Genomic DNA, 24,686 nt, shown 5'->3' with positions numbered 1-24,686 from the left:
CCCCCGCGTGCCTCGCCAGCGTCTCGCCCGCCTCGGTGAGCCGCATCCGCCGGCCGGCGCGGACGAAGAGCGGCGTCCCGACGGAGCGCTCCAGCGCCTTCATCTGCTGGGTGATCGCCGGCTGGGTGTAGCCGAGTTCACGCGCCGCGGCCGAGTACGAGCCGGTGCGGACCACCTCGTGGAAGGTTCGGATGTGCCGGGAGTCGAACATGCCCGAACCATAAGCGGATTTTGGGGTGCGGGCACCGGACGGTCACGGGCTCTTCTGGGCGGGCGTGCTCCCCAGCACCCGTCCCGCGACCGCCACCCCCAGCACCGCGACCGCCACCGCCACCGCGTAGACGCCGACGAAGGCGCCGCCGCCCGCCGCCCGTTCCGCCGTCGCGCCCGTGTGCGCGGCGCCGGTGGTGCCGCCGCCGAGTGCCGCGAAGACGGCGCCTGTGCAGGCGAGGAGGACGACGGTGCTGAGACTGTCGGAGACCTGGAGGGCCGAGGAGTTGCGCCCCGCCTCGGCCGGCGGGGAGAGCCGCAGCAGCAGCACGCTCATCGAGGAGATGACGAGGCCCATGCCGAAGCAGCCGAGCGCCATCGTCAGCGCGAGCGTCCACACCGGCACCGACTCGACGAGCACCAGCGGCACGTAGCCGATGGAGAGCGCGACGAACACCATGCCCAGCCGCACCAACCGCGCCCGGTGGGGCTCCAGTCGGGAGCGCGCCTGGAGGTAGGAGCCGAGCGCCCAGGCCGCCCCGCCGGCGGCGAGGGTGAGCCCGGCGAGCGTCACCGAGAGCCCCCGCTGCGTGACGAGCATCAGCGGGACGAAGCTCTCGGCCACCACGTACGCGCTCGCCGCGACCCCGCGGAGCAGGATGACGGCGGGCAGCCCGCGCGCGGCGCGGTAGGTTCCGCGCGGCAGCAGCGCCAGCGCGGCCGGCACCAGCAGCCCGGCGCCGACGACCGCGGGCACCAGCGAGAACCAGCGCAACTCCTGCCCCGCGTACTGCAACAGGCCCGCTCCCGCGGCGACCCCCAGCGCGAGCCTCGTCCTCCGCACGTCCCAGGGGTCCGGTGCGTCCGCGCCCTCCGGCGGTCCTGAGGCGGCGCGGCGCAGCGGGGGCAGCATCGCCGCGAGCGGCAGCAGCACCAGTGCGGGGATGCCGAGGAACACCCAGCGCCAGCCGAGGTGTTCGGTCACCGTGCCCGCGATGAGCGGGCCGACGGCCGAGGGCAGGACCCAGGCGGCGGAGAAGGCGGCGAGGATCTTCGGGCGCAACGCCTCGGGGTAGGCGCGCGAGACGACGACGTAGAGCGCGACGATCACCAGGCCGCCACCGACCCCCTGCACGGCGCGCGCGAAGACGAGCGTCCACATCGACCCGGCCGTCCCCGCCAGCAGCAGCCCGGCGGCGAAGGCGACGATGCCGGTGCCCAGCGGGGCCAGCGGCCCCCGCCGGTCGCACCACTGCCCCGAGACGACCATGCCGACGAGCGACGTGGTGAAGAACGCGGAGAAGGCGTAGGCGTAGAGCGGCACCCCGTTGAGCTCCTGCGCCGCGACGGGCATGGCCGTACCGACCGCCGTCGCCTCGAAGGCGACGAGCAGGACGACGGAGACGATGCCGAGGCTCAGCGCCCGGTACGGCGGACGCAGCACCGAGCCGGCGGGCTCCGGCTCGGCCGGCGGGCGCGCACCGGAGCCGGGCGCCGGCGCGTTGCCCGTCCGCCCCGTCTTCGCCCGCACGGTGACGGCCTCCGCCGGGCCGCGTCCGGCGGAGGCGGCTCCGGTCGGGGGCTCACCGGGGCCCGTGTCCTGCGGCTTGTCGGATGCACTCATGCGGGCACCGTAAGCCTCACGGCTCGTCCGGGGACCGGCCGAGCGACGGAACATCACCGGGCCCTTGGTCCGAGCGCGGGTGACCCGGCTTGGGCGGGGAGTCCAGCCGCCCAGGGCCTGCCGCGGCGGTCGGGCATATCCGAGACGGACGTGACCGACCGGGTCGGTGCCGGCGCTCGGGAGGGCTCGAGTGTGCTCTGCTGGGGCGGGACCCTCCAGGTATCCAAGCTAGATATACGAGACGGGGTGTCATGAGCAAGACGCTGATCGAGATCGACGAGGACGCGCTGGCCGTTGCGCAGGACGCCGTTCGGCACCAGGACAAAGAAGGACACGGTGAACCGGGCCCTGCGGGAGGTCAGCGAGCGGGTCAAGCGCCATGAGGCGCGCATGGCCGCAGAACGCTTCGCCGCCGAAGCCTTGGACCTCGACGCCCTGACGGACAAGGATGCCTACCGACGGGGCTCCGCCGACGACGACCAGCACCGGACCGCGTGAACTGCCTGGCCGACGCCTCCGCGTTGCACGCTTCCTGCAACGCGGAGCGGACACCTGGCGATGGGGCGACGCACTGGACTCCGGACTGGTCGGCATGTGCGAGGTCACGGAAATAGAAGTACTGCGCTCCGCGAGATCGTCCGCGCACCACCAGCAGATGCAGCAGTACCTCAGCGGGTTCTACGCCTGGGCGCCGTTCCCGGACGGCGTCTTCCGGCGGGCGCTGCAGGTCCAGCACATCCTTGTCGATCATGGCGAGCACCGCAGCGCCGGACCGGTCGACCTGCTGGTCGCGGCGGTGGCCGAACTGTCCGGTCTCACCCTGCTGCACTGCGCCCGCGACTTCGAGACGATCGCCCGGCACACCGGGCAGCCCACGACGGTGCTCACGGACTGAGGTCACCGCTGCTACTGCGGCCCCACCGCCGCCGCCTGCGGCCGGATCGGCAGCCGGTTGGCGGGACGCCCCGTCGCCGCGCGCACGGCGGAGGCCACGGCGGCGGGCGCGACGACGACCGGTACGCCGGACGCGGCCTTCGCGCCGAACGGCGCCACCACGTCGCGCTCCTCGACGAGCTTGACGATGCGCACCTCGGGCGCGTCGAGCGCGGTGGGGAGCGCGTAGGTGCGCAGGTCGGGGTGGCGGACCATGCCGCCCGCGACGCGCAGGTGCTCGCTGAGCGCCGCACCGACGCCCTGCGTGACACCGGCCTCGATCCGCGCTCTCAACTGCCGCGGATTGAGGACCCGTCCGACATCCTGCGCCACGGCGACCTCCACGACGCGCACCGTGCCCAGCTCGATGTCGACGTCCACCACGGCACGCATGGCGGCGAAGGCGAGGCCGACGAACGCGTCGCCCTGGCCCGTCTCGTCGAGCGGCTCGGTGGGGTGCGGCCTGCACTGCGCCGTCGCCCAGAGCTCCTTGTCCTCCAGCGCCTCGACGACGGTCGTCGAGAGGACGCCGTCGTACGAGGTGATCTTGCCGTCGGCGATCGAGAGCAGCTCGGTCGACATCCCGAACTTCGCCGCGAGCGGCTGGAGCAACTGCGTGCGCACCATCTTCGCCGCGCGCTCGACGGCGCCGCCCGAGACCCAGGTGTGCCGGCCGCGCATCGCGGGCCCCGCCGAGGGCTGGTCGGTGTCGACCGGTGCGACGTGGACCTCGTCGATGCCGAGGGTCTCCTGGACGATCTGCCGTGCCAGCGTGGTGAACCCCTGACCGGAGTCGGCCGCCGCGCACAGCACGGTCGCCGTGGGGCCGCTCACCTTCACCGTCGCCGTGGAGACCTCGTCCGCGCCCTCGGCGCCGAGCATGTGCACCATGCCGAGCGCGTAGCCGACGCCGCGGCGCACCGCCGCCGGCTCCCCCGCGCCGCCGGGGCCGCCGGGGAGGAGCCACTGGTTCTGCGGCCCCTCCTTGGGGAGCGGGGGCAGCGGTGCCTCGCGCACCGCGTCGAGGAGCTCCTCGACAGGGGCGGGGCAGGTGACGGTCTGCCCCGTGGGGAGGAGGTCGCCGGTGGCGAGGACGTTCCGCTTGCGCAGCTCGGCCGGGTCGATGCCCAACTCGGCGGCGAGGCGGTCCATCTGGGCCTCGTGCGCCGCGCACACCTGCATCGCGCCCTCGCCGCGGAGGTGCCCCGCCGGCGGGTTGTTGGTGCGCACCATCCAGCCGTCGACGACGGCGTGCGGCACGACGTAGGGCCCCGCCGCGAAGGAGACGGCCGCGGCGAGCGCGTCGGACGAGGTGTCGGCGTAGGCGCCGGCGTCCATGAGGATCTGCGCCTCGACCTTGAGCAACTTGCCCTCGGCGTCGGCGTGGTGGCGGTACCGCAGCAGCGTCGGGTGGCGGTGCGGATGCCCGAGGAAGGACTCCTCGCGGGTGACGGCGATCTTGACGGGGCACCCCGTGCGCATCGCCAGCAAACCGAGCGGCACTTGGAGCGCGACGTCCTCGCGGTCCCCGAGCGACCCGGGCACCCCCGTGACGACGATCTTGACCTGCTCCGGCGGGAGCCCGAAGCAGGCGGCGGCGAGATCGCGATCGGTGTGCGGGTCGGTGGAGGCCGTGTAGATCTCGACACCGCCGTCCGGACGCGGCACCGCCAGCGCCGACTCGGCCCCCACGGGCGCCGGGTCCTGCCGCCCGATGCGGTACATCCCCTCGACCATCACCTCGCCGGAGACGGACGGGTCGCCGTACCGCAGCGGGATGTGGCGCACGACGTTCCCGTCCGGGTGGAGCGGCTCGCTCTCGAACGACTCCTGCGGGTCGGTGAGCGCGTCGAGCACCTCGTACTCGACGACGACGGCCGCGGCGGCGAGGCGCGCGGTGTCCGGGTGGTCGGCGGCGACGGCCGCGATCGGCTCGCCGTGGTAGCGCACCTCCTCGCGCGCGAAGACCGGTTGGTCGGCGACCTTCCGCCCGAAGGACTCCTCGCCCGGGATGTCCCGGTGCGTGACGACGGCGAGGACGCCGGGCATCGCCTCGGCCTGCTCGGTGTCGATCGAGACGATCCGCGCCCTGGGGTGCGGCGCCCGGTGCACGGCGGCCCACAGCAGGCCCTCGGCCCACAGGTCGGCGGCGTAGGGGAAGGTGCCGGTCACCTTGGCCGGCGCGTCCTCCGGGGTGAGGGAGGCGCCCAACCCGTGTGCGGCGAGGTCCTCTTCGGGGGCGACGTCCGCGGCGACGGGGCCGCCCGTCCGGGTGGCTCGGTTACTGCGCGTCTCGGCCATGTCCGTCATGCCACCGCCTTCCTGAGCGTGGGCGGGAGGGTGCTGTGCCGGCCGCGGGGCGCGGCGCGGAGGTGGCGCGCGCACGGGCGGTGCGCGCGCGGGGTGCCGGGCGCGGACGTCACTGCCGGCCGCCCTGGCCGTGGGGGCCCGGGTGGGCGCCGCCGGCGCCGGGGGGCGCCTGGTGCGGGATGTGCGGCCCCTGCCCGTGCGGCACGCCGCCCGGGTGCTCGCCAGAGCTCGGCGGGGGGACGAAATGGCCCTGGCTGTACGGGGGTTCGGGCTGCTGCGGCTGCGGAATCTGCGCGACGGGCGGTGCCTCGCGCTCGTCCTGCGCCTCGGGCGAGCCCTCGCCCTCCGCACCCTCGTCCTCCTCGCCCGCGTGGGCGCGTTCGGCGACGACGCGGCCGACCGCGTCGAGGATGCCGCGGTAGCCGGAGCAGCGGCAGAGGTTGCCGCAGATCGCCTGCCTGACCTCCAACTCGCTGGGGCGGTGGTTCCCCTCCAGCAGGTCGTGGACGGTCATCGCCAGCCCGGGGACGCAGAAGCCGCACTGGACGAACCCGCCCTCGGCGAGGGCGCGCTGGACGTCGGAAGGGGTGCCCTCGGAGGCGAGCCCCTCGACGGTGCGCACCTCGCTCCCGGCGGCCGTGGCGGCGGGCACCAGGCACGAGGCGACGAGCCGCCCGTCGACCTGCACCGAGCACGCGCCGCACTCCCCCTGCGCGCAGCCGTCCTTGGCTCCGGCCAGGCCGAGCCGCTCGCGGAGCACGTAGAGCAGGGACTCGCCGATCCAGGAATCGGTGACGGGTCGGTCGACGCCGTTGACGCGCAACGCATAGGAGACTTGCGGGTGTTCGCTGTCCACCAGCGCCTCGGACGGCGGCTCCGGGTCGGAGACGTCGGCCGCTTCGGCCGCGTCCGGTTCCGGTGCGGCACCCGCGTCCGGTTCCGGTGCGGCGGCTGCATCGGGCTCCGGTGCGGCGCTCAGGTCCGGGCCCGCACCGGACCCCGTCGCGGACGGTTCAGCGCTCTCGTCCGCGTGCCGTGTCCCGTCCCCGGGCTCCGCGCCTTCCGGCTCCTCGGTGCCGGCCTGCCCGGAGGCGGCCGCGCCCCCGTCGGCCGGGACGCCGACCTCGCCCGACGACGGCGCTCCGCTTCCGTCCGGCACCGGCCGCGAAGGCCAACCGGCGGGTCCAGCAGGCACGTTGGGCGCACCAGCCCCGTACGCGCCCGGCCCCTGCGGTGCGCCACCGGGCTGCACGCCGGGCGAACCGCCCTCCGCGCGGGCCTCGTCCTCCTCGGCCGCGCCACCGCCCGCGCCCAACGGGCGCCGGCTGCGGGCCTCGTGCGACCCCGCGAGCGCCGCCGCCGCGCCCTGGCCCGAGGGCCCCCCGGGCCCGGAGGCGGAATCCGGCTCGGCCTCCGGGTACGCGGCCGCGCCCGAGGCGTCGTGCCACTGCTGCGCCTGCACGGGCGGCGCGCCGGGACCGACCGGCGTACCGCCGAACCGGTCCTCGACGCCGGGGGGTTGGGCGGCGTACGCCCCGTACCCGGCGCCCTGCTCGGGCCCGCCCGCGTACGCGCCGGGGTGCGGCGGCGCCTCGGCCGCGCCACCGTGGCCGCCGTACGGGTGCGGGCGCGCCTCGGCCTCGCCGCCCGGCGCCTCGGCCGCGTACGGCAGTACCCACTGCCCCGTCGCCGACGGGTCGGTGGAGGCGGCCGGCGTCATCGGGCCCGCGGGGTCGATCGTGGGCGGCGTGTATCCGCCGGTGCCGGTGCCGGGCGCGGCGAGGGGGGTGCCGGGGCCGCCGGCCGACGCGGACGGGCCGGCCTGGTAGGCGCCCAGGTCGGGAGGGAGTTGCACGAAGGCCGTCGCGTCCGAGTCCTCGCCGGGGCCCCAACTCGGGGGCGTCTGCTGCTCGTACGGGGTGTGCGGCGGAGGCGGGGCCTGCCATCCGCCGTGCTCCGCCTCGCCGCCCGCACCTGTGCTGTCGTGGTCGTTCTCGTTGCTCATGCGAGTGCTCTCCCGAGTCCCCGACGGGACAGTGTGGCCACCGTACGCCGCAAGTGCAGCGCCGCGGGCGGAAGTACGGGGGGCTCGCCCCCGGCCTCCTCGGCAGGCGGGTCGGGGATGCACGCCATGGCGACGTACTCCCCGAACGCCGTCAACGCGCCCTCGGGGAGGCCGCGTCCGCCCTCCCAGTCGATGAGCGAGGCGATCCAGCGCTCCGCTTCCAGCGGGCGCAGCGGCATCGGCGCGACGGCGCCCACCGCGCACCGCACCCCGCGGCGCACCGGGTCGAGCACGACGGCGACCGAGGCGAGCGCGCGGCCGGGGCCCGTCCGCCCCGTCGCCTTGAGGAAGGTCTGCGGCGCGTGCAGCAGCGGAACCCTTACGTGGCCCACGAGTTCGCCCGGCTGCAACATCTCGACGCCGGCGAGGAGGTGACTCACCGGCACCTCGCGATGCGCGCCCCCGGGGCCCGCGATGGAGAGCGCCGCCTCCAGCGCGGCGAGGACCGGCAGCGCGTCGCCCGTCGGTGCGCCGGTGACGACGTTGCCGCCGAGCGTGCCCGCGTTCCGCACCTGCGGCGGGCCCGCGACGCGGGCAGCGGCGGCGAGCCCGGGGATGAGGGCCGCGAAGTCGGGGCGGCACATGCGCGCGTGGGTGAGTCCCGCGCCGAGCACCGCGTGCCCGTCCTGGTACTCCCAGCCGCGGATGCCGCCGACGCGGCCGAGGCCGACGAGGGCGGCGGGGCGGAGTTGGCCCGCGTTGACGTCGGCCATGAGGTCGGTGCCTCCGGCCACGGGCACGGCCGCGGGGACGGCGGTGAGCGCCGAGACGGCCTCGTCGAGCGTGGTGGGCAGCATGACAGACGGCACAGCCTGCTCGCCGTGCAGCGGATGCCGTACGTGCGTGCTCAATCCAGCGCCCCTTCCCCGGTCTTCCCCGGCCATCCCCGGACCGCTCGGGGCCGGCCGGGGCTCCCCGACCTCCCCGGCCGCACTGACCGTACGGTACGTGCTCACGGCCCGGCGGTGGCAACTCTGGCATATCCCGGCGGGCTGTCCACACGAGGGTCCGGGACGGGCGATTGTGTCCCGAAGAGGGCCGATTGGGAAGAGAGAGCCGCTATCGCCCGTGAAGCGCCCTCGGGGAAGGCGGCGACGGCGGCGAACCGGCCGACGGGGGCCGGGGCTTCGTACGCGCGGCCGAGCGCGTGCGCACCGCGGGGCGCCGCCGCGATGCGCACGCACGGGCGGCGCTCACACGATCGGGGGTGCTCCGTCGATCGGGCGTCCGAGCACGCCGGGACGACGCTGCCAGGGGTAAGGCCCGGACGGCGGGCGGTAGTTCACGCCCATCGCGTCGAGCCGCGGGTAGTGCGCGCGCTCCATGCGGCGCTCGAACCCCTCGACGTCGCGCTGCGCCGGCGCCGGAAGCTGCGACCACGCGACCTCCGCCAGCGCGACGAGCCGCGGGAAGAGCTGGTAGTCGACGCGCTGCGGCGTCTCGGTGCACTCGGCCCACATGGTGGCCTGCGTCCCCAGCACCCGCTCCGCGAGCTCCGTCCCCGCCAACTCCGGGGGCACGGGCTCGAACCGGTACACGTCGGCGAGGGTGCGCACGTACCCGATCGGCACCGGCTCGTCCTCGCCCGCGTCCTGCCGGTGGTCGAAGTAGACCTGCTGCTCGGGGCAGATGACGACGTCGTGCCCCCCGCGCGCGGCCGCGACGCCGCCCGCGTACCCGCGCCAGGAGGAGACGGCCGCGCCGTCGGGCAGGTCCGCGAGGACGGGTGCGTAGGCCTCCCCGCTCGGCCCGTCCGCGCGGAGCGGCGCGGCGGAGGACGGTCGGGCGTCGGGGACGACGGCGCCCGCCGCCGTGCGCGGGTCGGCGTCCTCGCCTTCGCCCTGGAGGATCTCGTCCCAGCCGACGAGCCGGCGGCCCCTGGCGGCGAGCCACTCCCCGAAGTGCCGGAGCATCCACGCCTGGAGGGCGTTCTCGTCGGGGAGGCCCAGCTCGGCGAGGCGCGCCTGCGCCGAAGGGGAGGCGCGCCACTCGTCCTTGGGGCACTCGTCGCCGCCGAGGTGGACGTAGGGCGAGGGGAAGATCTCCAGCACCTCCTCCAGCACCTCCTCGTAGAACCGCAGCACCTCCTCGGAGGGCGCGAGGAGGTGCTTGCTGATCCCCCAGTCCGTCCAGACGCCCAACTCCGCGGTGTCGACGCCCGCGTCGCGGTTGCCGAGCTCCGGGTAGGCGGCTATCGCGGCCTGCGAGTGGCCGGGGACGTCGATCTCGGGCACGACGGTGATCTGCCGCTCAGCCGCGTACGCGACGATCTCGCGCAGGTCCTCCTGCGTGTAGTAGCCCCCGTGCGGACGCGGGTCCCAGAGCGGGGAGGCACGGTGGCCGAGGCGGCTGCGCTCGCGCCAGGAGGCCACCTCGGTGAGGCGGGGCTTGCCGCGGACCTCGATCCGCCAGCCCTGGTCGTCGGTGAGGTGGAAGTGGAGGACGTTGAGCTTGTGCGCCGCGAGGAGGTCGAGGATGCGCAGGACTCCGTCCTTCGGCATGAAGTGCCGGGCCACGTCGAGCATCAGGCCGCGCCAGCGGAAGCGGGGCGCGTCGGCGAGGTGAAGCGCGGGGAGCGACCAGTCCGGTCCGCCGGGGAGCGGTGCGCGGCGGTAGGCGGCGGGGCCGAGGAGCTGGCGGAGGGTCTGTACGGCCCAGTGGAGGCCCGGCTCGGCGGCGGCGGTGAGGGTGGCGCGCTCGGGGGTGACGTCGAGCAAGTACCCCTCTTCGCCCAGACGTTGGTGCAGCCCGGGGTCGAGAAGGAGGCAGAGCGCGCCGTCGACCGGCTCGGGGGCGTGCGGCAGCGGAAGGCCGGTGGGCGGGCTCAGCTCGGCGCGGAGGCGGCGGGCTGCGCGCTCGGCGCCCGGGCCGGCGTGGAGCGGGGTCTCGGGGGTGAGCGGGAAGTGCCCGGACTCGGTGCGGACGGAGAGCGGGGCGGGTATCAGGCCGGTCGGATCGCCCATGGGGGTACTGCCTTTCGCATCGGATGGCGGATGTGCGGTCTGGGGCGGGGAGTTGCGGAGGAACGGGGCGTCTCGGGCGGGCGGACCCGCGGACGTACGCCACGGGTTTCCACACGACTCCCCCGCGCCCGGCGCCCCTTTCTCACGCGATCCTCACTTCACGGCGCCTCCCAACCCGGAGACGAGGCGCCGGTGCACGAGCACGAAGAAGAGCAGCACCGGCAGCGTCATCACCGTCGAACCGGCCATCACGCCGCCCCAGTCGGGGGTCTCGTCGTCGAAGAAGACGAGGAGCGCCATCGGCAGCGTCGAGTTCTCGGTGGCGCTGATGATGAAGGACTTCGCGAAGAGGAAGTCGTTCCAGGTGGAGATGAAGGAGAAGACCGAGGTGGCGACGAGGCCGGGCAGTACCAGCGGGAAGAGGATCTGCCAGAGGAACCTCGCGCGGCTCGCCCCGTCGATGAACGCCTGCTCCTCCAGCGCCTCGGGCACCGCCTTGACGAACCCGCGCAGCATCCAGACGGCGAAGGGGAGCGAGAAGGCGAGGTGCGGGATGATCAGCGAGAAGAGTGAGTTGAGCACTCCGAGGTCGCGCATGAGGAAGAACATCGGGATCGTCAGCGCCTCGATCGGCACCATCTGCGCGACGAGGAACATCACGAGCACCGACGTCCGCAGCCGGAACCGGAACCGGACGACGGCGACGGCCGCGAGGAAGGCGATCACCGCCGAGACGAGCACGACGGTCCCCGCGACGGCGAGGCTGTTGAGGAAGTACCGCCCGAAGTCCTGCTGTTCGAAGACGCGCCGGAACGAGTCGAGGGTGGGCTCCAGCGTCCAGGGCAGCGGCCGGTCGGAGCGGATCTCGCCGGCCGGCTTGAACGCCGAGAGCACCATCCAGTAGAGCGGGAACGCCACCAGCACCGCGACGGCGACGGCGGCCGCCTCGGCGAGCGCGCGCCGCGGCTTGCGCACCCTTCGCCTCCTCCGTACGCGCTCGCTCGGCACCGCCGTCACAGCTCCTCACCTCCGCGTCGCAGCAGCCGCAGGTAGACGAGGACCACGGCGAGCAGGATCAGCAGCATCACGACGCCGATCGCCGAGCCGAGGCTGTACTGCGAGGAGGAGAACGCCTTCTGGTAGGCGTAGACGTTGAGCACCAGGTTCTGCCCCGCGTCGCCTCCCCCGCCCGTCATCACGTAGATCTGCGTGAAGATCTTGAAGTCCCAGATGATCGACTGGATCACCACCACGACGAGGATCGGCCGCAGCATCGGCGCCAGCACGCTCCGCCAGGTCCGCCAGAGCGAGGCCCCGTCGAGCTCGGCCGCCTCCAGCACCTCCGCGGGGATCGCGCGTATCCCGGCGTAGACGGTCGTCATCACCAGCGGGAAGGAACACCAGACGACCTCCATGAGGACGAGCGCGAAGGCCGACATCCGGCCGTACGTCCAGGAGTGGTCGCCGAGCCCCAACACCCGGTTGACGGGCCCGAAGTCGGGGTCGAAGAGGAAGACCCAGACCGTGGACCCGGTCATCGCGGGCGTCGCCCAGGCCCCCATCGCGGCGAGCATGAGGAGCAGCCGCGGCACGGCGCGGATGCGCGTCAGCAGGACGGCGAGCGCGCAGCCGACCGCCATCGTCCCGAAAACGCAGGCCGCGGCGAAGACGACGGTCGCCAGCAGGACGTCCCAGAACTGCGGGTCGGAGAAGAGCTCGGCGTAGTTGCCGAGGCCCTGGAAGCTCGCCGGTTCGCCGCCGCTCACCTGCGCCTGGGTGTACTCCAGGAGCGAGAGGAGCCCCAATTGGTAGATGGGGTAGGCGAGGAGCCCGGCGAGGACGAGAAGCGCGGGCGCGAGGTAGAGCCAGGGCGTCCAGCGGTGGCCCTGGAGCGAGGCGGGGCGTGCGCGGCGACGGGTGCGCCCGCCGCCGCCCGCGCCGTTGCCCGGCGGGGCGGCGAGGAGGCTCACTCCGCGAAGACCTTGTCCATCTTCTCCGTCGCGTCCTCCGCGGCGGCGTCGACGTCCTTCTTGCCGCCCGCGATCTCCTGGAACATCCCGGGGAGGACGAGCGAGGCGTCGATCTCGCCCCAGGCGGGGCTGACGGGCACGAACTCGGTGCCCGCGTCGAGGGTTTCGACGAACGGCTTCACGAACGGCTCGCGCTCCGCCACCTCGCGCCGCGTGTCGGTGAACGTCGGCAGGAAGCCCATGGCGTCGAAGAGCTCCGCCTGCGCCCGCTTCCCCGCCAGCTCCTTCATCAGCTCGACGGCGAGCGTCCGGTGGGAACTCGACTTCAGGACACCGACGTTGTTGCCGCCCGCGAAGGCCGGCGCGATCTCGCCGCTCTTCTCGCCAGGCAGGGGAACGACCCCGTAGTCGCCCTTCACCTCACCGTCCTCCATCGCCTGCCGGTTGAAGTCGCCCGCGATCGCCATGCCGGCGCGCCCGCCCGCGAACGCCTCGACCGTCTCGTTGCCGCCCCACTGGGAGCAGCGCTCGGGCGGGCAGTTGCTGTCGTCGAGCAGGTCCGTGTACGCCTTGATGCCCTTCTTCGCCTCGGGGCTGTCGAGCGCCGCCGCGTACTCGCCGCCGCGCTCGTCGGCGAGGTCGCCGCCCTTGGCCCAGACGAACGGCATGGCGCCGTAGGTGTAGGCGCCGCCGACGGCGAGGCCGTAGAGCTTCGGGCGCTCCTTGCGGATCTGCCGCGCCGTCTCGGTGAGTCGGTCGAGGGTCTTCGGGGGCTTCAGGCCGAGCTCCTCGAAGACGTCGGTGCGGTAGTACAGCGCCCTGACGCCGACGAAGAGCGGCGCGCCGTAGGTCTTGCCGTCGTACGTGACGGACTTCTTCGCCGTGGCGTCGATGTCGTCCGCGGCCGACCAGCTCTCGAACTCCTCGCTGACGTCGGCGAGTCCGCCGTCGGCGACGTAGCCGGCGGTGTCGGTGTTGCCGTACTCGATGACGTCGGGGGCCGAACCGCGGTCGTTGAAGGCGCCCTTGATCCGCTCGGCCCTGGAGTCGATCGGGATGTACCGCACGTCCACCGTGACGCCCTCGTGCTTCTTCTCGAAGCGCTCGACGACGCCGTCGACGACCCGCTGCTTCGGCGCGTTGCCGACTTCCTTGAAGAGCCAGACACGTACCGTCCCGGTCTTCTCGTCCTTCCCCGAGCCCTCCGTCGAGGTGGACGGCGCGCATCCCGCGACCGCCACGCCTGCCATACCAACCGCCGCCGCACATGCGGCAATTCGCGCGGACACCTTCACGGCGAGACCCCCAAGCCCAGGCATTGCAGAGGGTGCAATGCGTGTTTCGCACCGCACAACTTCCGCAGGAGGCTAGGGCGAGGAGCCGACCCCCACAAGAGGTCTCGACCAATCCGTGAATCTTCCGAACTCCACACGCATGCACGGGAGTTCGCACGCCGACACCCCGTCGGGCACAAAAAACGGTGCGCCGCGCATCCCTCGCACAGAGGGAGCGCGGCGCACCGCCGAGCCTTTGCGAACCGGCCTCAAGGGACGGGCCTCCGCCGAGCGCGGAGCACCCCGCTATTTCTTGCCGTCGCCCTTGCCGCCCTTGTCGCCCTTGCCGCCGTTGGCGCCCATCGTCTCGTAGATCTCCTTGCACATCGGACAGACCGGGTACTTCTTCGGGTCGCGGCCCGGCACCCAGACCTTTCCGCAGAGCGCGACGACGGGGGTGCCCTCCATCGCGCTCGACATGATCTTGTCCTTCTGGACATAGTGGGCGAACCGCTCGTGGTCGCCGTCTCCGTGCGAGGTCTGCGGGGTCGGCTCGACGAGAGTGCCGGTGCCCGTCCCGCGCTCGGGTTCAGACTCAAAAGTGCTCATGCGGTCCAAGGGTACTCAAGGCACGAGCAGCCGTGGAGCACACGCGGACGGCCCCGCCGCGACGCGATCGACCACACCCGCGTGTGACACGTCACGCCGGCGCGGCCGACCGGTCCACGCCCGAACGTCAGTTGAGCGAGGGATCGTCCGGATACGTGGCGACCATCGCCAGCTCGTCCCGCTGCCGCCGCAGCACCGAGCGCCACAGCCCCTCGGGCGCGGGCGAGGAGACGTCCCCCGGCTCCGAGTCGACGACGTACCAGGCGCCGTCGCCGAGTTCGTTCTCCAACTGGCCAGGACCCCAGCCGGCGTACCCCGCGAAGATCCGCAACGAGCCCAGCTCGGCGGCGAGCAGCTCGGGCGGCGCCTCCAGGTCCACGAGGCCGATCGCCCCGTGCACCCGCCGCCACCCCAGCGGTCCGTCGCCCGCGACCCCGTCGGCGGCCTCCTCGCCGCCCGCCGCACCGGCGTCCGCCGGCTCCGCGCTCCGCTCCCGGCCACCGAAGGGCACGACGGCCACCCCCAACGCGGCGTCGAGCGAGACGGGGCCGCCGTGGAAGACGACGCCGGGTTCCCCCGCGAGCGCGGCCCACGGCCGGAGGATCTCGCCGACGTCGACGGGGGTCGGCCGGTTGAGGACCACGCCGAGCGAGCCCTCCTCGTCGTGGTCGAGGAGGAGGACGACGGCCCGGTCGAAGTTCGGGTCGGCGAGCGCCGGCGTGGCCACGAGGAGCCGGCCGGTGAGCGAGGACGCCTCGGTCATGGGCCAATGATCCCGCACCCGGGCGCCCCGCGGGAGGCAACCGCCGGATCGGGGCGAACAACTCGCGACCCGGAAGCCGTACGTGAACCCGTGCACACGGCGAGTGTTGACGACCCCTCGCCGCCTTCCCCCTACCGCACGGGCGTACGCAGCGCGGCATCAACCGGATTACGATGACGTTTTGGCTCGGGCCCGCCCCGGTGCACGGCGTCACCGGCCGCCCGCCCGAGCCGAGAACCGCCGAGCAGCCCCGAAGAAGCGCCGAGCCAGCCCGCCACAGCCCAACCAGCCACAGGAACGCGGAGATCCATGACCAGCCCTGCCGATGTCCTGCTCGTCCACGGCGGTGCGCCGCTGGAGGGCGAGATCCGTGTCCGAGGCGCGAAGAACCTCGTGCCGAAGGCGATGGTCGCAGCGCTGCTCGGCAGCGGGCCGAGCCGGCTGCGCAACGTCCCCGACATCAGGGACGTCCGCGTCGTCCGCGGCCTTCTCCAGCTCCACGGCGTCACCGTGCTCTCCGGCGAGGAGCCGGGCGAACTCGTCCTCGACCCGTCGCACGTCGAGTCGGCGAACGTCGCCGACATCGACGCGCACGCCGGTTCGTCCCGCATCCCGATCCTCTTCTGCGGGCCGCTCCTCCACCGCCTCGGCCACGCCTTCATCCCCGGGCTCGGCGGCTGCGACATCGGCGGGCGCCCCGTCGACTTCCACTTCGACGTCCTCCGCCAGTTCGGCGCGACGATCGAGAAGCGCGCCGACGGCCAGTACCTCGAGGCGCCGCAGCGCCTGCGCGGCACCAAGATCGAGCTGCCGTACCCGTCGGTCGGCTCCACCGAGCAGGTCCTGCTGACGGCGGTGCTCGCCGAGGGCGTCACGGTGCTCTCCAACGCGGCGGTAGAGCCCGAGATCGAGGACCTCATCTGCGTCCTGCAGAAGATGGGCGCCATCATCTCGATGGACACCGACCGCACCATCCGCGTCACCGGCGTCGACCGCCTCGACGGCTACACCCACCGCGCCCTCCCCGACCGCCTGGAGGCCGCCTCCTGGGCGAGCGCCGCGCTCGCCACCGAGGGAAGCGTCTACGTGCACGGCGCCCAGCAGCAGTCAATGATGACCTTCCTCAACACCTACCGGAAAGTCGGCGGCGCCTTCCGGATCGACGACGAGGGCATCCGCTTCTGGCACCCGGGCGGCCCGCTCAACGCCATCGCCCTCGAGACCGACGTGCACCCCGGCTTCCAGACCGACTGGCAGCAGCCGCTCGTCGTCGCCCTCACGCAGGCGTCCGGGCTCTCCATCGTCCACGAGACCGTTTACGAGTCCCGGCTCGGCTTCACCTCGGCGCTCAACCAGATGGGCGCGCACATCCAGCTCTACCGCGAGTGCCTGGGCGGGATGCCCTGCCGCTTCGGCCAGCGCAACTTCCTCCACTCCGCCGTGGTTTCGGGGCCCACCCGCCTCCAGGGCTCCGACCTCGTCATCCCCGACCTCCGCGGCGGCTTCTCCTACCTCATCGCCGCGCTCGCGGCCGAGGGGACCTCCCGGGTCCACGGCATCGAACTCATCAACCGCGGCTACGAGAACTTCCAGGAGAAGCTCGTCGAGCTGGGCGCGAAGGTCGAACGCCCCTGAACCGCCGGCGGGTCACCCGGCGGCGGACCGATCGGCGACCAGCACCGCGCCGTCGTGCGGGACGAGCGTGCACCGGGCTCCGGGCGCCAGGGCCGCCGCCTCCCTGCTGGGCAGATCGGCCTTCACCTCGAGACCGGCTTCGGTCCGCAGGCCGAGCCGGGTGAGGCCACCGAGGAAGGTGGCGACCTGCACGGTCGCGGTACCGTCCGCGGCCGCCCGTACGGCGATCTCCTCCGGCCGCAGCAGTACGTCCACCTCGGTGCCCTCGGCAGGCGCCGACCCGTGCACCGGCAGCCGGCGCCCCAGCGCCTCCACCTCGCCGCCGCCGCGCACGGTGCCGGGTATCCGGTTCATCGTCCCGACGAACTCGGCGACGAACGGCGTCGCCGGGCGCGCGTACAACTCGGCGGGCGGCGCACACTGTTCGAGCCGCCCGTCCCGCATCACCGCGACCCGGTCGGCGAGCGAGAGCGCCTCCTCCTGGTCGTGGGTGACGAAGACGGTGGTGATCCCGGACTCGAGCTGGATGCGCCGGATCTCCTCGCGAAGCTGGAGCCGGACCTTGGCGTCGAGCGCCGAGAGCGGCTCGTCGAAGAGGAGCACTCGGGGCCGTACGGCGAGCGCGCGGGCCAGCGCCACGCGCTGCTGCTGGCCGCCGGAGAGCTGGTGCGGGTAGTGGCCCTCGCGTCCGGGGAGGCCGACGAGCGCGAGGAGTTCGGCGGCACGCTCGCGTCGCTCACGCCTGCCCGCTCCGCGCACCCGCATCCCGTAGCCGACGTTCTCGGCCGCCGTCATGTTCGGGAAGAGGCTGTAGGACTGGAAGACCATCCCGATGTCCCGCCGGTTGGCCGGAACGTCCGCGACGTCCTCGCCGTCCATCAGCACCTCGCCCTCGTCCGCGGTTTCGAAGCCCGCGAGGATGCGCAGGGCGGTGGTCTTGCCGCATCCCGAGGGGCCGAGCAGCGCGACGAGCTCGCCGGGCGCGAAGTCCAGGTCGAGGCCGTCGAGTGCGGTGGTGCGCCCGAAGGCGCGGCGCACCCCGCGCAGGGTCACGGGTACACCGGTGGCGTCCGGTGCGGTCCGGCGCTTGGCGATGGGGGCGTTGCTGGTCATGCGGTGGTCCTCCGGTTGCGGGCTCGTCCCCCGGCGATGTTGGTGAGCAGAAGCAGCAGGCCCCAGGTGAGAAGCAGGCTGAGCATGGCTGCGGCGACGGAGAGTTGGGCCTCGTACTCGCCGACTTGCACCATCCAGACGGCGAACGGCTCGAAGCCGAGCACGGTCGCCACCGTGTACTCGCCCAGCACCATCGCAAGGCTCAGCACGGCCCCGCTGACGACCGAGGAGCGCAGGTTGGGCACGACGACCCGGCAGATCGTCGCGGTCCGGGAGGCGCCGAGGCTCCGCGAGGCCTCCACCAGCGTCCGCAGGTCGACGGCGCGGAGTCCGGCGTCGAGCGAGCGGTAGAGGAACGGCAGCGACATCACGGTGTAGATCAGCACCAGAACGAGCGGAAAGTCCCTGTTCTGGAGGAGTTGGAAGGTGCGGTAGAAGGGCGTCGAGGCGAGCTCCTGCTCCCAGGAGAGGACGGTGCTCACCCCGGCGACCAGCGCGATCGGCGGCACGATGAGCGGCACCATGCACAGCACCTCCACCACCCGGCGCAGCCGCGGCAGCCGCAGCACCACCACGACCAACGTCGGCACCATCAGCAGCAGTCCGAGCGCCACCGTGGCCAGGCCCAGCAGTACGGAGGTGAGCAGGCTGGTGATGAGGCCGTCGTCGGTGAGGCCCTTGGCGTACGCGTCGAAGCTGATCCCGTTGCCGGCGTCGTCGACGGTGAACCAGAGCGAGGCGGCCACCGGCACGAGGAAGTACGCCGCGGCGAGGAAGAGGACGAAGAGGCTGCCGACGCCGCGGCGTCGGCGCGCGGTGCGCGGACGGGCGGGCGGCGCGGGTTGCTCGGCGCCGGCGGTGGGTGCGGGGGGCGCTGGGGCCTTCAGGCCAGCCATCGGTTGCTCCGTCGTTGCAGCGGGATCTGTACAGCGATCACCAGCAGCGCGATCACGACCATGTTGAGGCTCATGGCGAGCGCGAGGTTCTCCTGCCCGACGAGCACGTTGCCGGAGAGCGCGTTGGCGATCTGGATGGTGATGAGCGGTACCGAACTGCCCGTCATCACGGCGGCGGTGGCGTGCGAGGCGAAGGCCGTGCCGAACATGAGCACGGCGCCGCCGAGCAGCGAGGGGGTGAGCACCGGCAGCCCCACGTGCCGCCAGAACTGCCCGCGGGTGGCCCCGCAGGAGGCCGCGGCCTCGCGCCACTGCACCCGGATTCCGTCCAGGGCCGGGAGGATGGTGACCACCATCAGCGGCACCATGAAGTACAGGTACGCGAGGACGAGCCCGGTGAAGGTGTAGAGGCTGAAGCCGGTGCGCGACAGGTCCAGGAGCCGGGTGACCGTGCCGGTGGTGCCGAGGGTGGCGATGAAGGCGAACGCGAGCGGGGCGCCGCTGAAGTTGGCGAAGACGCCGGAGGCGGAGACGATCGCCTTCCGGAGCGCGCTGCGCCGCGAGTTGACCACCGCCTGGGCTATGACGGCGCCGAGCACGGTGGCGAGCACGGCGGTGAGCAGCGAGAGCCGGACGCTGCCGAGCAGCCCGGTGGCGTAGGCGCCGGAGAGCGCGGTGCTTACGTTGTCGAGGCCGGGGCTGCTCTCGCCGGTCGCCGGGTCGACGACCATGAACGCCTGGTAGGCGAGCGTCCCCGCCGGTATCCCGAAGCAGACGGCGAGAAAGGCGAAGAACGGTACGACGGCGGGCCAACGCATGCGCCGCAGGCGCCGGTTGACGCGCGGCAGGATCGGAGTGGCTGGCGGGGTGGTAGAGGCAGGCATGGCGGGATCTCCTCGGGGCGGGGGCTCCACCGGGCGGCAGGCGAGGGCGGCGGCGGAGCCCCGGGGCGGGTGCTAGCTGACCGCGCTTCCCCATCCGTCGCTGATCGCCTGCTGGGCCTCGGCCTCCTGCTTCCGGGTGGGGAACTCGGGCGTTCCGTCCACCTCGGGAAGCTTCGCCGCCGTCTTCTTGTCGGCGGTGCCGTCCTTCTCCATCTGCTCCAGAAGGGCGGGGCGCGAGTAGCCCTTGAGCCAGATGTTCTGGCCGGCCTCGCTGTACAGGAACTCCACCCAGAGCCGGGCGGCGGCCGGGTGGGGCGCGTACTTGTTGACGCCCTGGTTGTAGTACTGCGCGTACTCGCCGTCGGAGGGGACGGTCACCTGCCAGTCGACGCCCTTGGGCTTGAGGGACTCCCCGTAGCCGAGGTTGAGGTAGTCCCAGTCGATCGAGATCGGGGTCTCGCCCTTCTGGATGGTGGCCTTGGTGGACTCGACGGGGATGTAGTTGCCGCGCTGCTTGAGCTTCTTGAAGAACTCCAGTCCGGGGCCCACGTCGTCGAAGCTGCCACCGTTGGCGAGGGAGGCGGCGAAGACGGCGGAGAAGGCCGAACTCGACTCGTTCGGGTTGCCGTTGAGGGCGACCTTGTTCTTGTAGGCGGGCTTGAGCAGGTCGGCGAAGGTCTCGGGGCACTTCGCGACGGCTGCGGCGTCGCACCCGATCGACACGTAGCCGCCGTAGTTGTTGAGGTAGGAGGCGTCCGACTGCTTCTGGGAGCCGGGTATCCCGTCCCAGTCGGCCACCTTGTAGGGGGCGAGCAGCTTCTTCGCCTTCGCCGACTGCATGAAGGAGGTACCCAGGTCGAGCGCGTCCACGGCGCGGTCCTGGCCCTTGCGCTTGGCGGCCGCGTTGAGGGCGCCCTGGCTGGTGCCGCCCGGGTCCTCGTTGTTGACCTTGATGCCGTACTTCTTCTCGAAGGCCGAGATCATCTCGCCGTAGTTGGCCCAGGTCGGGGCGAGCGCGTAGACGTTCACCTCACCCTCTTCCTTCGCCGCCGCCTCCAGTTCGTCCATGCCGCCGAAGTCGGCGGCCGAACGCGCGCTCGCCGCCTTGCTGTCGGCGCCCTGGTCCGGCGCCGATCCGCAGCCGGTTGCGGTGGCGGCCAGTGCGACCGCCGCGAGCGCAGCGGTCAGATAACGGCTTCTATGGTCTGCCTTCACGTCCTGCTCCTGCTTCCGCTGACGGTAGCCTGTACAGACAAGTTCGAGTTGGATGAGAAGGAAACTAGCAGACCCAACTCCCAGAGCAAACGGACACCCGGTCAAAAAGCAGCAGCTCAAAGCGGTACATTCGAAGAGGTTTAGCGCGCACCAAACCGGTTACAAGCATCACCCACGTTATGTCGGCATGCGTCCGCTGCGCACAGATGACAGGATCAGCAAGCCCCTACCGCAGCGATCGGCGAACCGGTCCGAGGCCGGCGGGGGCGTGCAGCAGAACGTCGCCCAGCATCGGCACCCGAGGAGCCAGATGACCCGCCGTCACCAGCAGATCGCAGACGACCTGCGCAGCGCCATCGCCGACGGCCGCTACCCGGTCGGCTCGGCCCTGCCGTCGGACGCCGAACTCGCCGCCGCGTACGACGCCTCGCGCGGCACCGTGCGGCAGGCCGTCTCCGCGCTGCTCGCCGAAGGGATGATCGGCTCCCGCCAGGGCGCCAGGCGGACGGTGCTGACCACCACTCCGAGCCAGAGCTTCACCGAACTGCGCAGCTTCGCCCAGTGGGCGGCGTCCGGTGGGCACGCCGCCGGCGGCCTGGTTCTGGAGTCGGCATGGGAGGCGGCCGGCGGCGACACCGCGGCACGGCTCCAAGTACCCACCGGCGCAAGGGTCTTCCGGGTGCTGCGGGTGCGCACCCTGGACGGCGATCCGGTGCTGCTGGAGCGGGCCGTCTACGCCGGCTGGATCGGCTCCGCCGTCGAGAGACTCCCGCCCGACTGCGTCTCCGTGACCCGCCGGCTGAACGAGGACACCGGCCTCGTCTTCACCCACGGTGAACACCACATCGACGCGCTCGCCGCCGGCACCCTGGAGGCGCGGCACCTCGAACTCCGCCGCGGCAGCCCGCTGTTGCGGGTACGCCGCACCACGACCGCCCAGGACGGCCGCCCCGTCGAGACGTCGGACGACCGGTACCGGCCCGGCTCGGTGGCGTTCACGGTCCGCAACTCCCTTCAGGCCAACTCGCTCACCCGCACCGAGGGTTGAGCGCCGTCCCGCGCCACTCCTACCGCCCGAGCACGCCCCGCACCGAGACCGAAGAGCGAGTCGCCATGCCCACCTTCCCCGCCGCCCTGCTCTGCGACATGGACGGCACCCTCGTCGACACCGAGCAGCACTGGCTCGACTCCGTCGCGGAACTCCTGGCCGCCCACGGGGAGTCACCCGACGACGAGACGCTCCTGCACTACGCAGGGCTGCCCTTCGGCACCGCGGCACCGCAACTGGCCGCACACCTGCCGCTCACCGTCGAGGAGACGGCCAGGCGGCTCGACGCCGCGTTCGCGCTCCGGATCGCCGCGGGTGTGACCGCCCAGCCGGGCGCCCTGGGGCTGTTGGAGCTGGCGACGGCACACGGGACGCCGGTGGCGCTCGTCACCGCATCGGGGCGGTCCGTCGTCGACCTGGTGCTGCGCACCCTCGGCGCCGAGCGGTTCGCCTGCACCGTCACCGCGGACGACACCGCCCGCAGCAAGCCGCACCCCGACCCGTATCTCGCCGCCACCGAGGCGCTGGGCGTGGAGCCGTCCGACTGCCTCGCCGTCGAGGACACCCCGACCGGCGTGGCCTCCGCGCTCGCCGCCGGCTGCCGGGTCCTCGGCGTGCCCACGGTGCCGGGGCTGCGGGAGGGCCCGCGGACGCGGATACGGGCGTCCCTCCGCGGCGTCCGCTGGGAGGAGCTGCGCGCCGCCTGGGCCTGACCCGCGGGCCCCGCACAACGCGAGGGGCGGCCACCGGAGTACCCGGTGGCCGCCCCTCGCTGCGATATCCGAGACGGACCTGCGCGCCGCTGTGCGCGACGTGCGGCCCGCCGCCTCGGCCGCTCAGCCCTTGGCGGCTTCCTTGAGCTTGGAGCCCGCGGAGACCTTGACGCTGTACCCGGCCGGGATCTGGATGGGGTCGCCGGTCTGCGGGTTCCTCGCGGTACGAGCGGCACGGTGGGTGCGCTCGAAGGTGAGGAAGCCGGGGATGGTGACCTTCTCGTCGCCCTTGGCGACGACCTCGCCGACGGTGTCGGCGAGTGCTGCCAGAACGGCGTCGGCGTCCTTGCGGGTCACCTCGGCACGCTCGGACAGAGCGGCCACCAGCTCACTGCGGTTCATATTCGTACTCCCGTGTTCTTCTTGCCGATGAGGCGTGAGATCGAAGCCGATGCTGCCAGGGCCCTCGGACAGTCCCCGGACCCGGGTCTGCTTTCAGACCCTCTCGCCCAGTGACGCATCCTGCCCCTACCTGCGGCGGGAAAGCCAATCCGGCGCCCGTGGACCGGCTGCGAAGACCGCGGGGAACGCCAGCGGCAGGCTGTGGTGACCCTCCCGGGGCCTGCGTCTGCGGGACACCCTAAGCGGGCCCACAAGCGGCGGTGAACCGCGACGCGCCGCCGCGACGGCCGCGCACGCCGGGGCGCACGGCCGCACCCGGCTCACGCGCTCGCCGCCGGCGGCCCGCCCTCCTCAGGCTCCGAGCGGCCCGCCCTCCGCCGCGTCCTTCCCGTCGCGCGCCTCGGCCCCGGCCTGGGCGGCCTCACGGACCGCGTCCGCGACCGCGCCCGAGACCTTCTCGTTGAAGACGCTCGGGATGATGTAGTTCGGGTTGAGCTCGTCCTCGCCGACGACGTCGGCGAGGGCGCGGGCCGCGGCGAGCATCATGCTGTCGTCGACGATCTGCGACTGGGCGTCGAGCAGCCCGCGGAAGACGCCGGGGAAGACGAGCACGTTGTTGATCTGGTTCGGGAAGTCCGAGCGCCCCGTGGCGACGACGGCCGCCGTCTCGCGGGCCACGGCCGGGTCGACCTCGGGGTCGGGGTTGGCGAGCGCGAAGACCACGGCGCCGGGCGCCATCTTGGCGACGTCCGCGCCGTCGAGCACGTTCGGGGCCGAGACGCCGATGAACACGTCGGCGCCGACGACCGCGTCCTTGAGCGTGCCCGTGGCGCCCTCGGGGTTGGTGTGGTCGGCGATCCACCGCATCGGGGAGTCGGGCGCCGCCTCCGCGACGTCCTTCCGCCCGCCGTGGACGACGCCGTGGATGTCGGTGACGACGGCGTGCTCGACACCGGCCTCCAGCAGGAGTTTGAGGATCGCCGTGCCCGCGGCGCCGGCCCCCGACATCACCACCCGGATCTGGTCTATCCGCTTGCCCACCACGCGCAGCGCGTTGTGGAGCGAGCCGAGGACGACGATCGCGGTGCCGTGCTGGTCGTCGTGGAAGACCGGGATGTCGACGGCCTCGCGGAGACGGGCCTCGATCTCGAAGCAGCGCGGCGCCGAGATGTCCTCCAGGTTCACGCCGGCGAAGCCGGGCGCGAGCGCCTTGACGATCTCCACGATGGCGTCGGTGTCCTGGGTGTCGAGGCAGATCGGCCAGGCGTCGATGCCGGCGAAGCGCTTGAAGAGCGCCGCCTTGCCCTCCATCACGGGGAGCGCCGCCTGCGGCCCGATGTTGCCGAGACCGAGGACGGCGGAGCCGTCGGTGACGACGGCGACCGAGTTGCGCTTGATGGTGAGGCGGCGGGCGTCCTCGGGGTGTTCGGCGATCTGCGTGCAGACGCGCGCGACGCCCGGTGTGTAGACCATGGAGAGGTCGTCGCGGTTGCGAATGGGGTGCTTCGACGACATCTCGATCTTGCCGCCGAGGTGCATGAGGAAGGTGCGGTCGGAGACCTTGCCGAGCGATACGCCGTCGATGGCGCGGAGTTCGGCGACGATCTCGTCGGCGTGCGAGGTGGAGCTGGCCGCGATCGTGACGTCGATGCGGAGCCGCTCGTGGCCCGAGGCGGTGACGTCGAGGCCGGTGACCGAGCCTCCCGAGGACTCCACGACCGTGGTGATCTGGCTGACCGCGGTCCCACCTGCCGGGACCTCCAAACGGACGGTCATCGAGTACGAGACGCTTGGCGCCGAGCTCATTGCCGACTTCCCTCTGCTTTCGCTTGTCGTTGTGCTGTGCCCGCCGGTGGGCGTCGATCCTTCGGCGCCGGCGGGGCACATCGGCAGATCGTCCCACCTACTGACTGGTACGCGGTAACGAAGCCGGTATGACGGAACTCATCTTCCCCTACGCGGAATTGAAGCAGTCGGGCGGAACCCGGTATTCCTTGCGTCGAAACCCGTAGCAATCTGTAGGAATCCGGCAGATCGGTCCTAGGATCGGCCCGCACAC

At 72.8% G+C, this 24,686-nt stretch carries 22 protein-coding genes; 5 read left to right on the top strand and 17 right to left on the bottom strand.

Annotated features, from left to right (window positions below; all coding sequences use genetic code 11):
• On the bottom strand, positions 1–211 hold a 211-nt coding region (locus UWG_RS30320), incomplete at its 3' end, for a LysR family transcriptional regulator (protein ID WP_033196210.1).
• A gap of 42 nt (positions 212–253) precedes the next feature.
• Entirely contained in the window at positions 254–1,834 is a 1,581-nt protein-coding gene (locus UWG_RS0117035; RefSeq protein ID WP_016908425.1) for an MFS transporter, read from the bottom strand.
• 336 nt (positions 1,835–2,170) lie between these two features.
• On the opposite strand from UWG_RS0117035, the gene UWG_RS30315 reads away from it, so the two are divergent.
• Positions 2,171–2,332 (top strand): hypothetical protein, encoded by a 162-nt coding sequence (locus tag UWG_RS30315; protein ID WP_016908424.1) that lies wholly within the window; start codon positions 2,171–2,173, stop codon positions 2,330–2,332.
• Positions 2,283–2,729 (top strand): PIN domain nuclease, encoded by a 447-nt coding sequence (locus UWG_RS30310; RefSeq protein ID WP_337459934.1) that lies wholly within the window; start codon positions 2,283–2,285, stop codon positions 2,727–2,729. The genes UWG_RS30315 and UWG_RS30310 overlap by 50 nt, the downstream gene beginning before the upstream one ends.
• An 11-nt stretch (positions 2,730–2,740) precedes the next feature.
• On the opposite strand, the gene UWG_RS0117020 is transcribed toward UWG_RS30310, so the two are convergent.
• From UWG_RS0117020 to UWG_RS0116980, 9 genes are all read right to left on the bottom strand, one after another.
• The gene (locus UWG_RS0117020; protein WP_016908422.1) at positions 2,741–5,077 is read right to left on the bottom strand and encodes a xanthine dehydrogenase family protein molybdopterin-binding subunit; all 2,337 of its coding nucleotides are present in this window, start codon (positions 5,075–5,077) and stop codon (positions 2,741–2,743) included.
• A 109-nt stretch (positions 5,078–5,186) separates the two neighbouring features.
• Complete coding sequence (locus tag UWG_RS0117015; RefSeq protein ID WP_016908421.1) at positions 5,187–7,082, bottom strand: 2Fe-2S iron-sulfur cluster-binding protein; 1,896 nt, start codon at positions 7,080–7,082, stop codon at positions 5,187–5,189.
• Complete coding sequence (locus UWG_RS0117010) at positions 7,079–7,939, bottom strand: FAD binding domain-containing protein (RefSeq protein ID WP_016908420.1); 861 nt, start codon at positions 7,937–7,939, stop codon at positions 7,079–7,081. The genes UWG_RS0117015 and UWG_RS0117010 overlap by 4 nt, the downstream gene beginning before the upstream one ends.
• Before the next feature lie 396 nt (positions 7,940–8,335).
• Positions 8,336–10,105: a beta-N-acetylhexosaminidase gene (locus UWG_RS0117005; protein WP_016908419.1), complete on the bottom strand. Its 1,770-nt coding sequence runs from the start codon at positions 10,103–10,105 to the stop codon at positions 8,336–8,338.
• 153 nt (positions 10,106–10,258) lie between these two features.
• Positions 10,259–11,080 carry a carbohydrate ABC transporter permease gene (locus tag UWG_RS0117000; protein WP_016908418.1) on the bottom strand — a complete coding sequence of 274 codons (822 nt, stop codon included), beginning with the start codon at positions 11,078–11,080 and terminating at the stop codon, positions 10,259–10,261.
• Between the two features lie 38 nt (positions 11,081–11,118).
• Positions 11,119–12,075 (bottom strand): carbohydrate ABC transporter permease, encoded by a 957-nt coding sequence (locus UWG_RS0116995; protein ID WP_016908417.1) that lies wholly within the window; start codon positions 12,073–12,075, stop codon positions 11,119–11,121.
• Positions 12,072–13,370 carry an extracellular solute-binding protein gene (locus UWG_RS0116990; RefSeq protein WP_029391519.1) on the bottom strand — a complete coding sequence of 433 codons (1,299 nt, stop codon included), beginning with the start codon at positions 13,368–13,370 and terminating at the stop codon, positions 12,072–12,074. Before UWG_RS0116990 ends, UWG_RS0116995 begins: the two co-directional genes overlap by 4 nt.
• A 285-nt stretch (positions 13,371–13,655) precedes the next feature.
• Positions 13,656–13,958 carry a DUF3039 domain-containing protein gene (locus tag UWG_RS0116985; RefSeq protein WP_016908415.1) on the bottom strand — a complete coding sequence of 101 codons (303 nt, stop codon included), beginning with the start codon at positions 13,956–13,958 and terminating at the stop codon, positions 13,656–13,658.
• A 127-nt stretch (positions 13,959–14,085) separates the two neighbouring features.
• Positions 14,086–14,721: a YqgE/AlgH family protein gene (locus UWG_RS0116980; RefSeq protein ID WP_016908414.1), complete on the bottom strand. Its 636-nt coding sequence runs from the start codon at positions 14,719–14,721 to the stop codon at positions 14,086–14,088.
• Between the two features lie 309 nt (positions 14,722–15,030).
• Here UWG_RS0116980 and murA point away from each other — a divergent pair, with 309 nt between their 5' ends.
• Positions 15,031–16,356 carry a UDP-N-acetylglucosamine 1-carboxyvinyltransferase gene (gene murA / locus UWG_RS0116975; RefSeq protein ID WP_016908413.1) on the top strand — a complete coding sequence of 442 codons (1,326 nt, stop codon included), beginning with the start codon at positions 15,031–15,033 and terminating at the stop codon, positions 16,354–16,356.
• 12 nt (positions 16,357–16,368) lie between these two features.
• On the opposite strand, the gene UWG_RS0116970 is transcribed toward murA, so the two are convergent.
• From UWG_RS0116970 to UWG_RS0116955, 4 genes are all read right to left on the bottom strand, one after another.
• The gene (locus UWG_RS0116970; RefSeq protein WP_016908412.1) at positions 16,369–17,469 is read right to left on the bottom strand and encodes an ABC transporter ATP-binding protein; all 1,101 of its coding nucleotides are present in this window, start codon (positions 17,467–17,469) and stop codon (positions 16,369–16,371) included.
• A complete protein-coding gene (locus UWG_RS0116965) occupies positions 17,466–18,365 on the bottom strand; it encodes an ABC transporter permease (protein ID WP_016908411.1) in 900 nt (299 codons plus the stop codon). Before UWG_RS0116965 ends, UWG_RS0116970 begins: the two co-directional genes overlap by 4 nt.
• On the bottom strand, positions 18,353–19,249 hold the full coding sequence (locus UWG_RS0116960; protein ID WP_016908410.1) for an ABC transporter permease: 897 nt from the start codon (positions 19,247–19,249) through the stop codon (positions 18,353–18,355). The genes UWG_RS0116965 and UWG_RS0116960 overlap by 13 nt, the downstream gene beginning before the upstream one ends.
• Before the next feature lie 72 nt (positions 19,250–19,321).
• Positions 19,322–20,464 carry an ABC transporter substrate-binding protein gene (locus UWG_RS0116955; RefSeq protein ID WP_016908409.1) on the bottom strand — a complete coding sequence of 381 codons (1,143 nt, stop codon included), beginning with the start codon at positions 20,462–20,464 and terminating at the stop codon, positions 19,322–19,324.
• A gap of 310 nt (positions 20,465–20,774) precedes the next feature.
• Here UWG_RS0116955 and UWG_RS0116950 point away from each other — a divergent pair, with 310 nt between their 5' ends.
• Entirely contained in the window at positions 20,775–21,512 is a 738-nt protein-coding gene (locus tag UWG_RS0116950) for a GntR family transcriptional regulator (protein ID WP_016908408.1), read from the top strand.
• A gap of 65 nt (positions 21,513–21,577) precedes the next feature.
• Positions 21,578–22,225: an HAD family hydrolase gene (locus tag UWG_RS0116945; protein WP_033196211.1), complete on the top strand. Its 648-nt coding sequence runs from the start codon at positions 21,578–21,580 to the stop codon at positions 22,223–22,225.
• Between the two features lie 123 nt (positions 22,226–22,348).
• Here UWG_RS0116945 and UWG_RS0116940 read toward each other — a convergent pair whose 3' ends face one another.
• Together UWG_RS0116940 and UWG_RS0116935 are read right to left on the bottom strand one after the other, a co-directional pair.
• Positions 22,349–22,627: an HU family DNA-binding protein gene (locus UWG_RS0116940; RefSeq protein ID WP_016908406.1), complete on the bottom strand. Its 279-nt coding sequence runs from the start codon at positions 22,625–22,627 to the stop codon at positions 22,349–22,351.
• A gap of 351 nt (positions 22,628–22,978) precedes the next feature.
• Positions 22,979–24,433, bottom strand: coding sequence for an NAD-dependent malic enzyme (locus UWG_RS0116935; RefSeq protein ID WP_016908405.1), 1,455 nt, complete (start codon positions 24,431–24,433; stop codon positions 22,979–22,981).
• Positions 24,434–24,686 lie beyond the last annotated feature (253 nt).

Origin of the sequence: Streptomyces xiaopingdaonensis, from assembly GCF_000262345.1 — a bacterium.
Classification (GTDB): domain Bacteria; phylum Actinomycetota; class Actinomycetes; order Streptomycetales; family Streptomycetaceae; genus Streptomyces; species Streptomyces xiaopingdaonensis.
The sequence above is the reverse complement of the archived record's forward strand: the minus strand, read 5'-3'. Positions and strand labels throughout refer to the sequence as shown.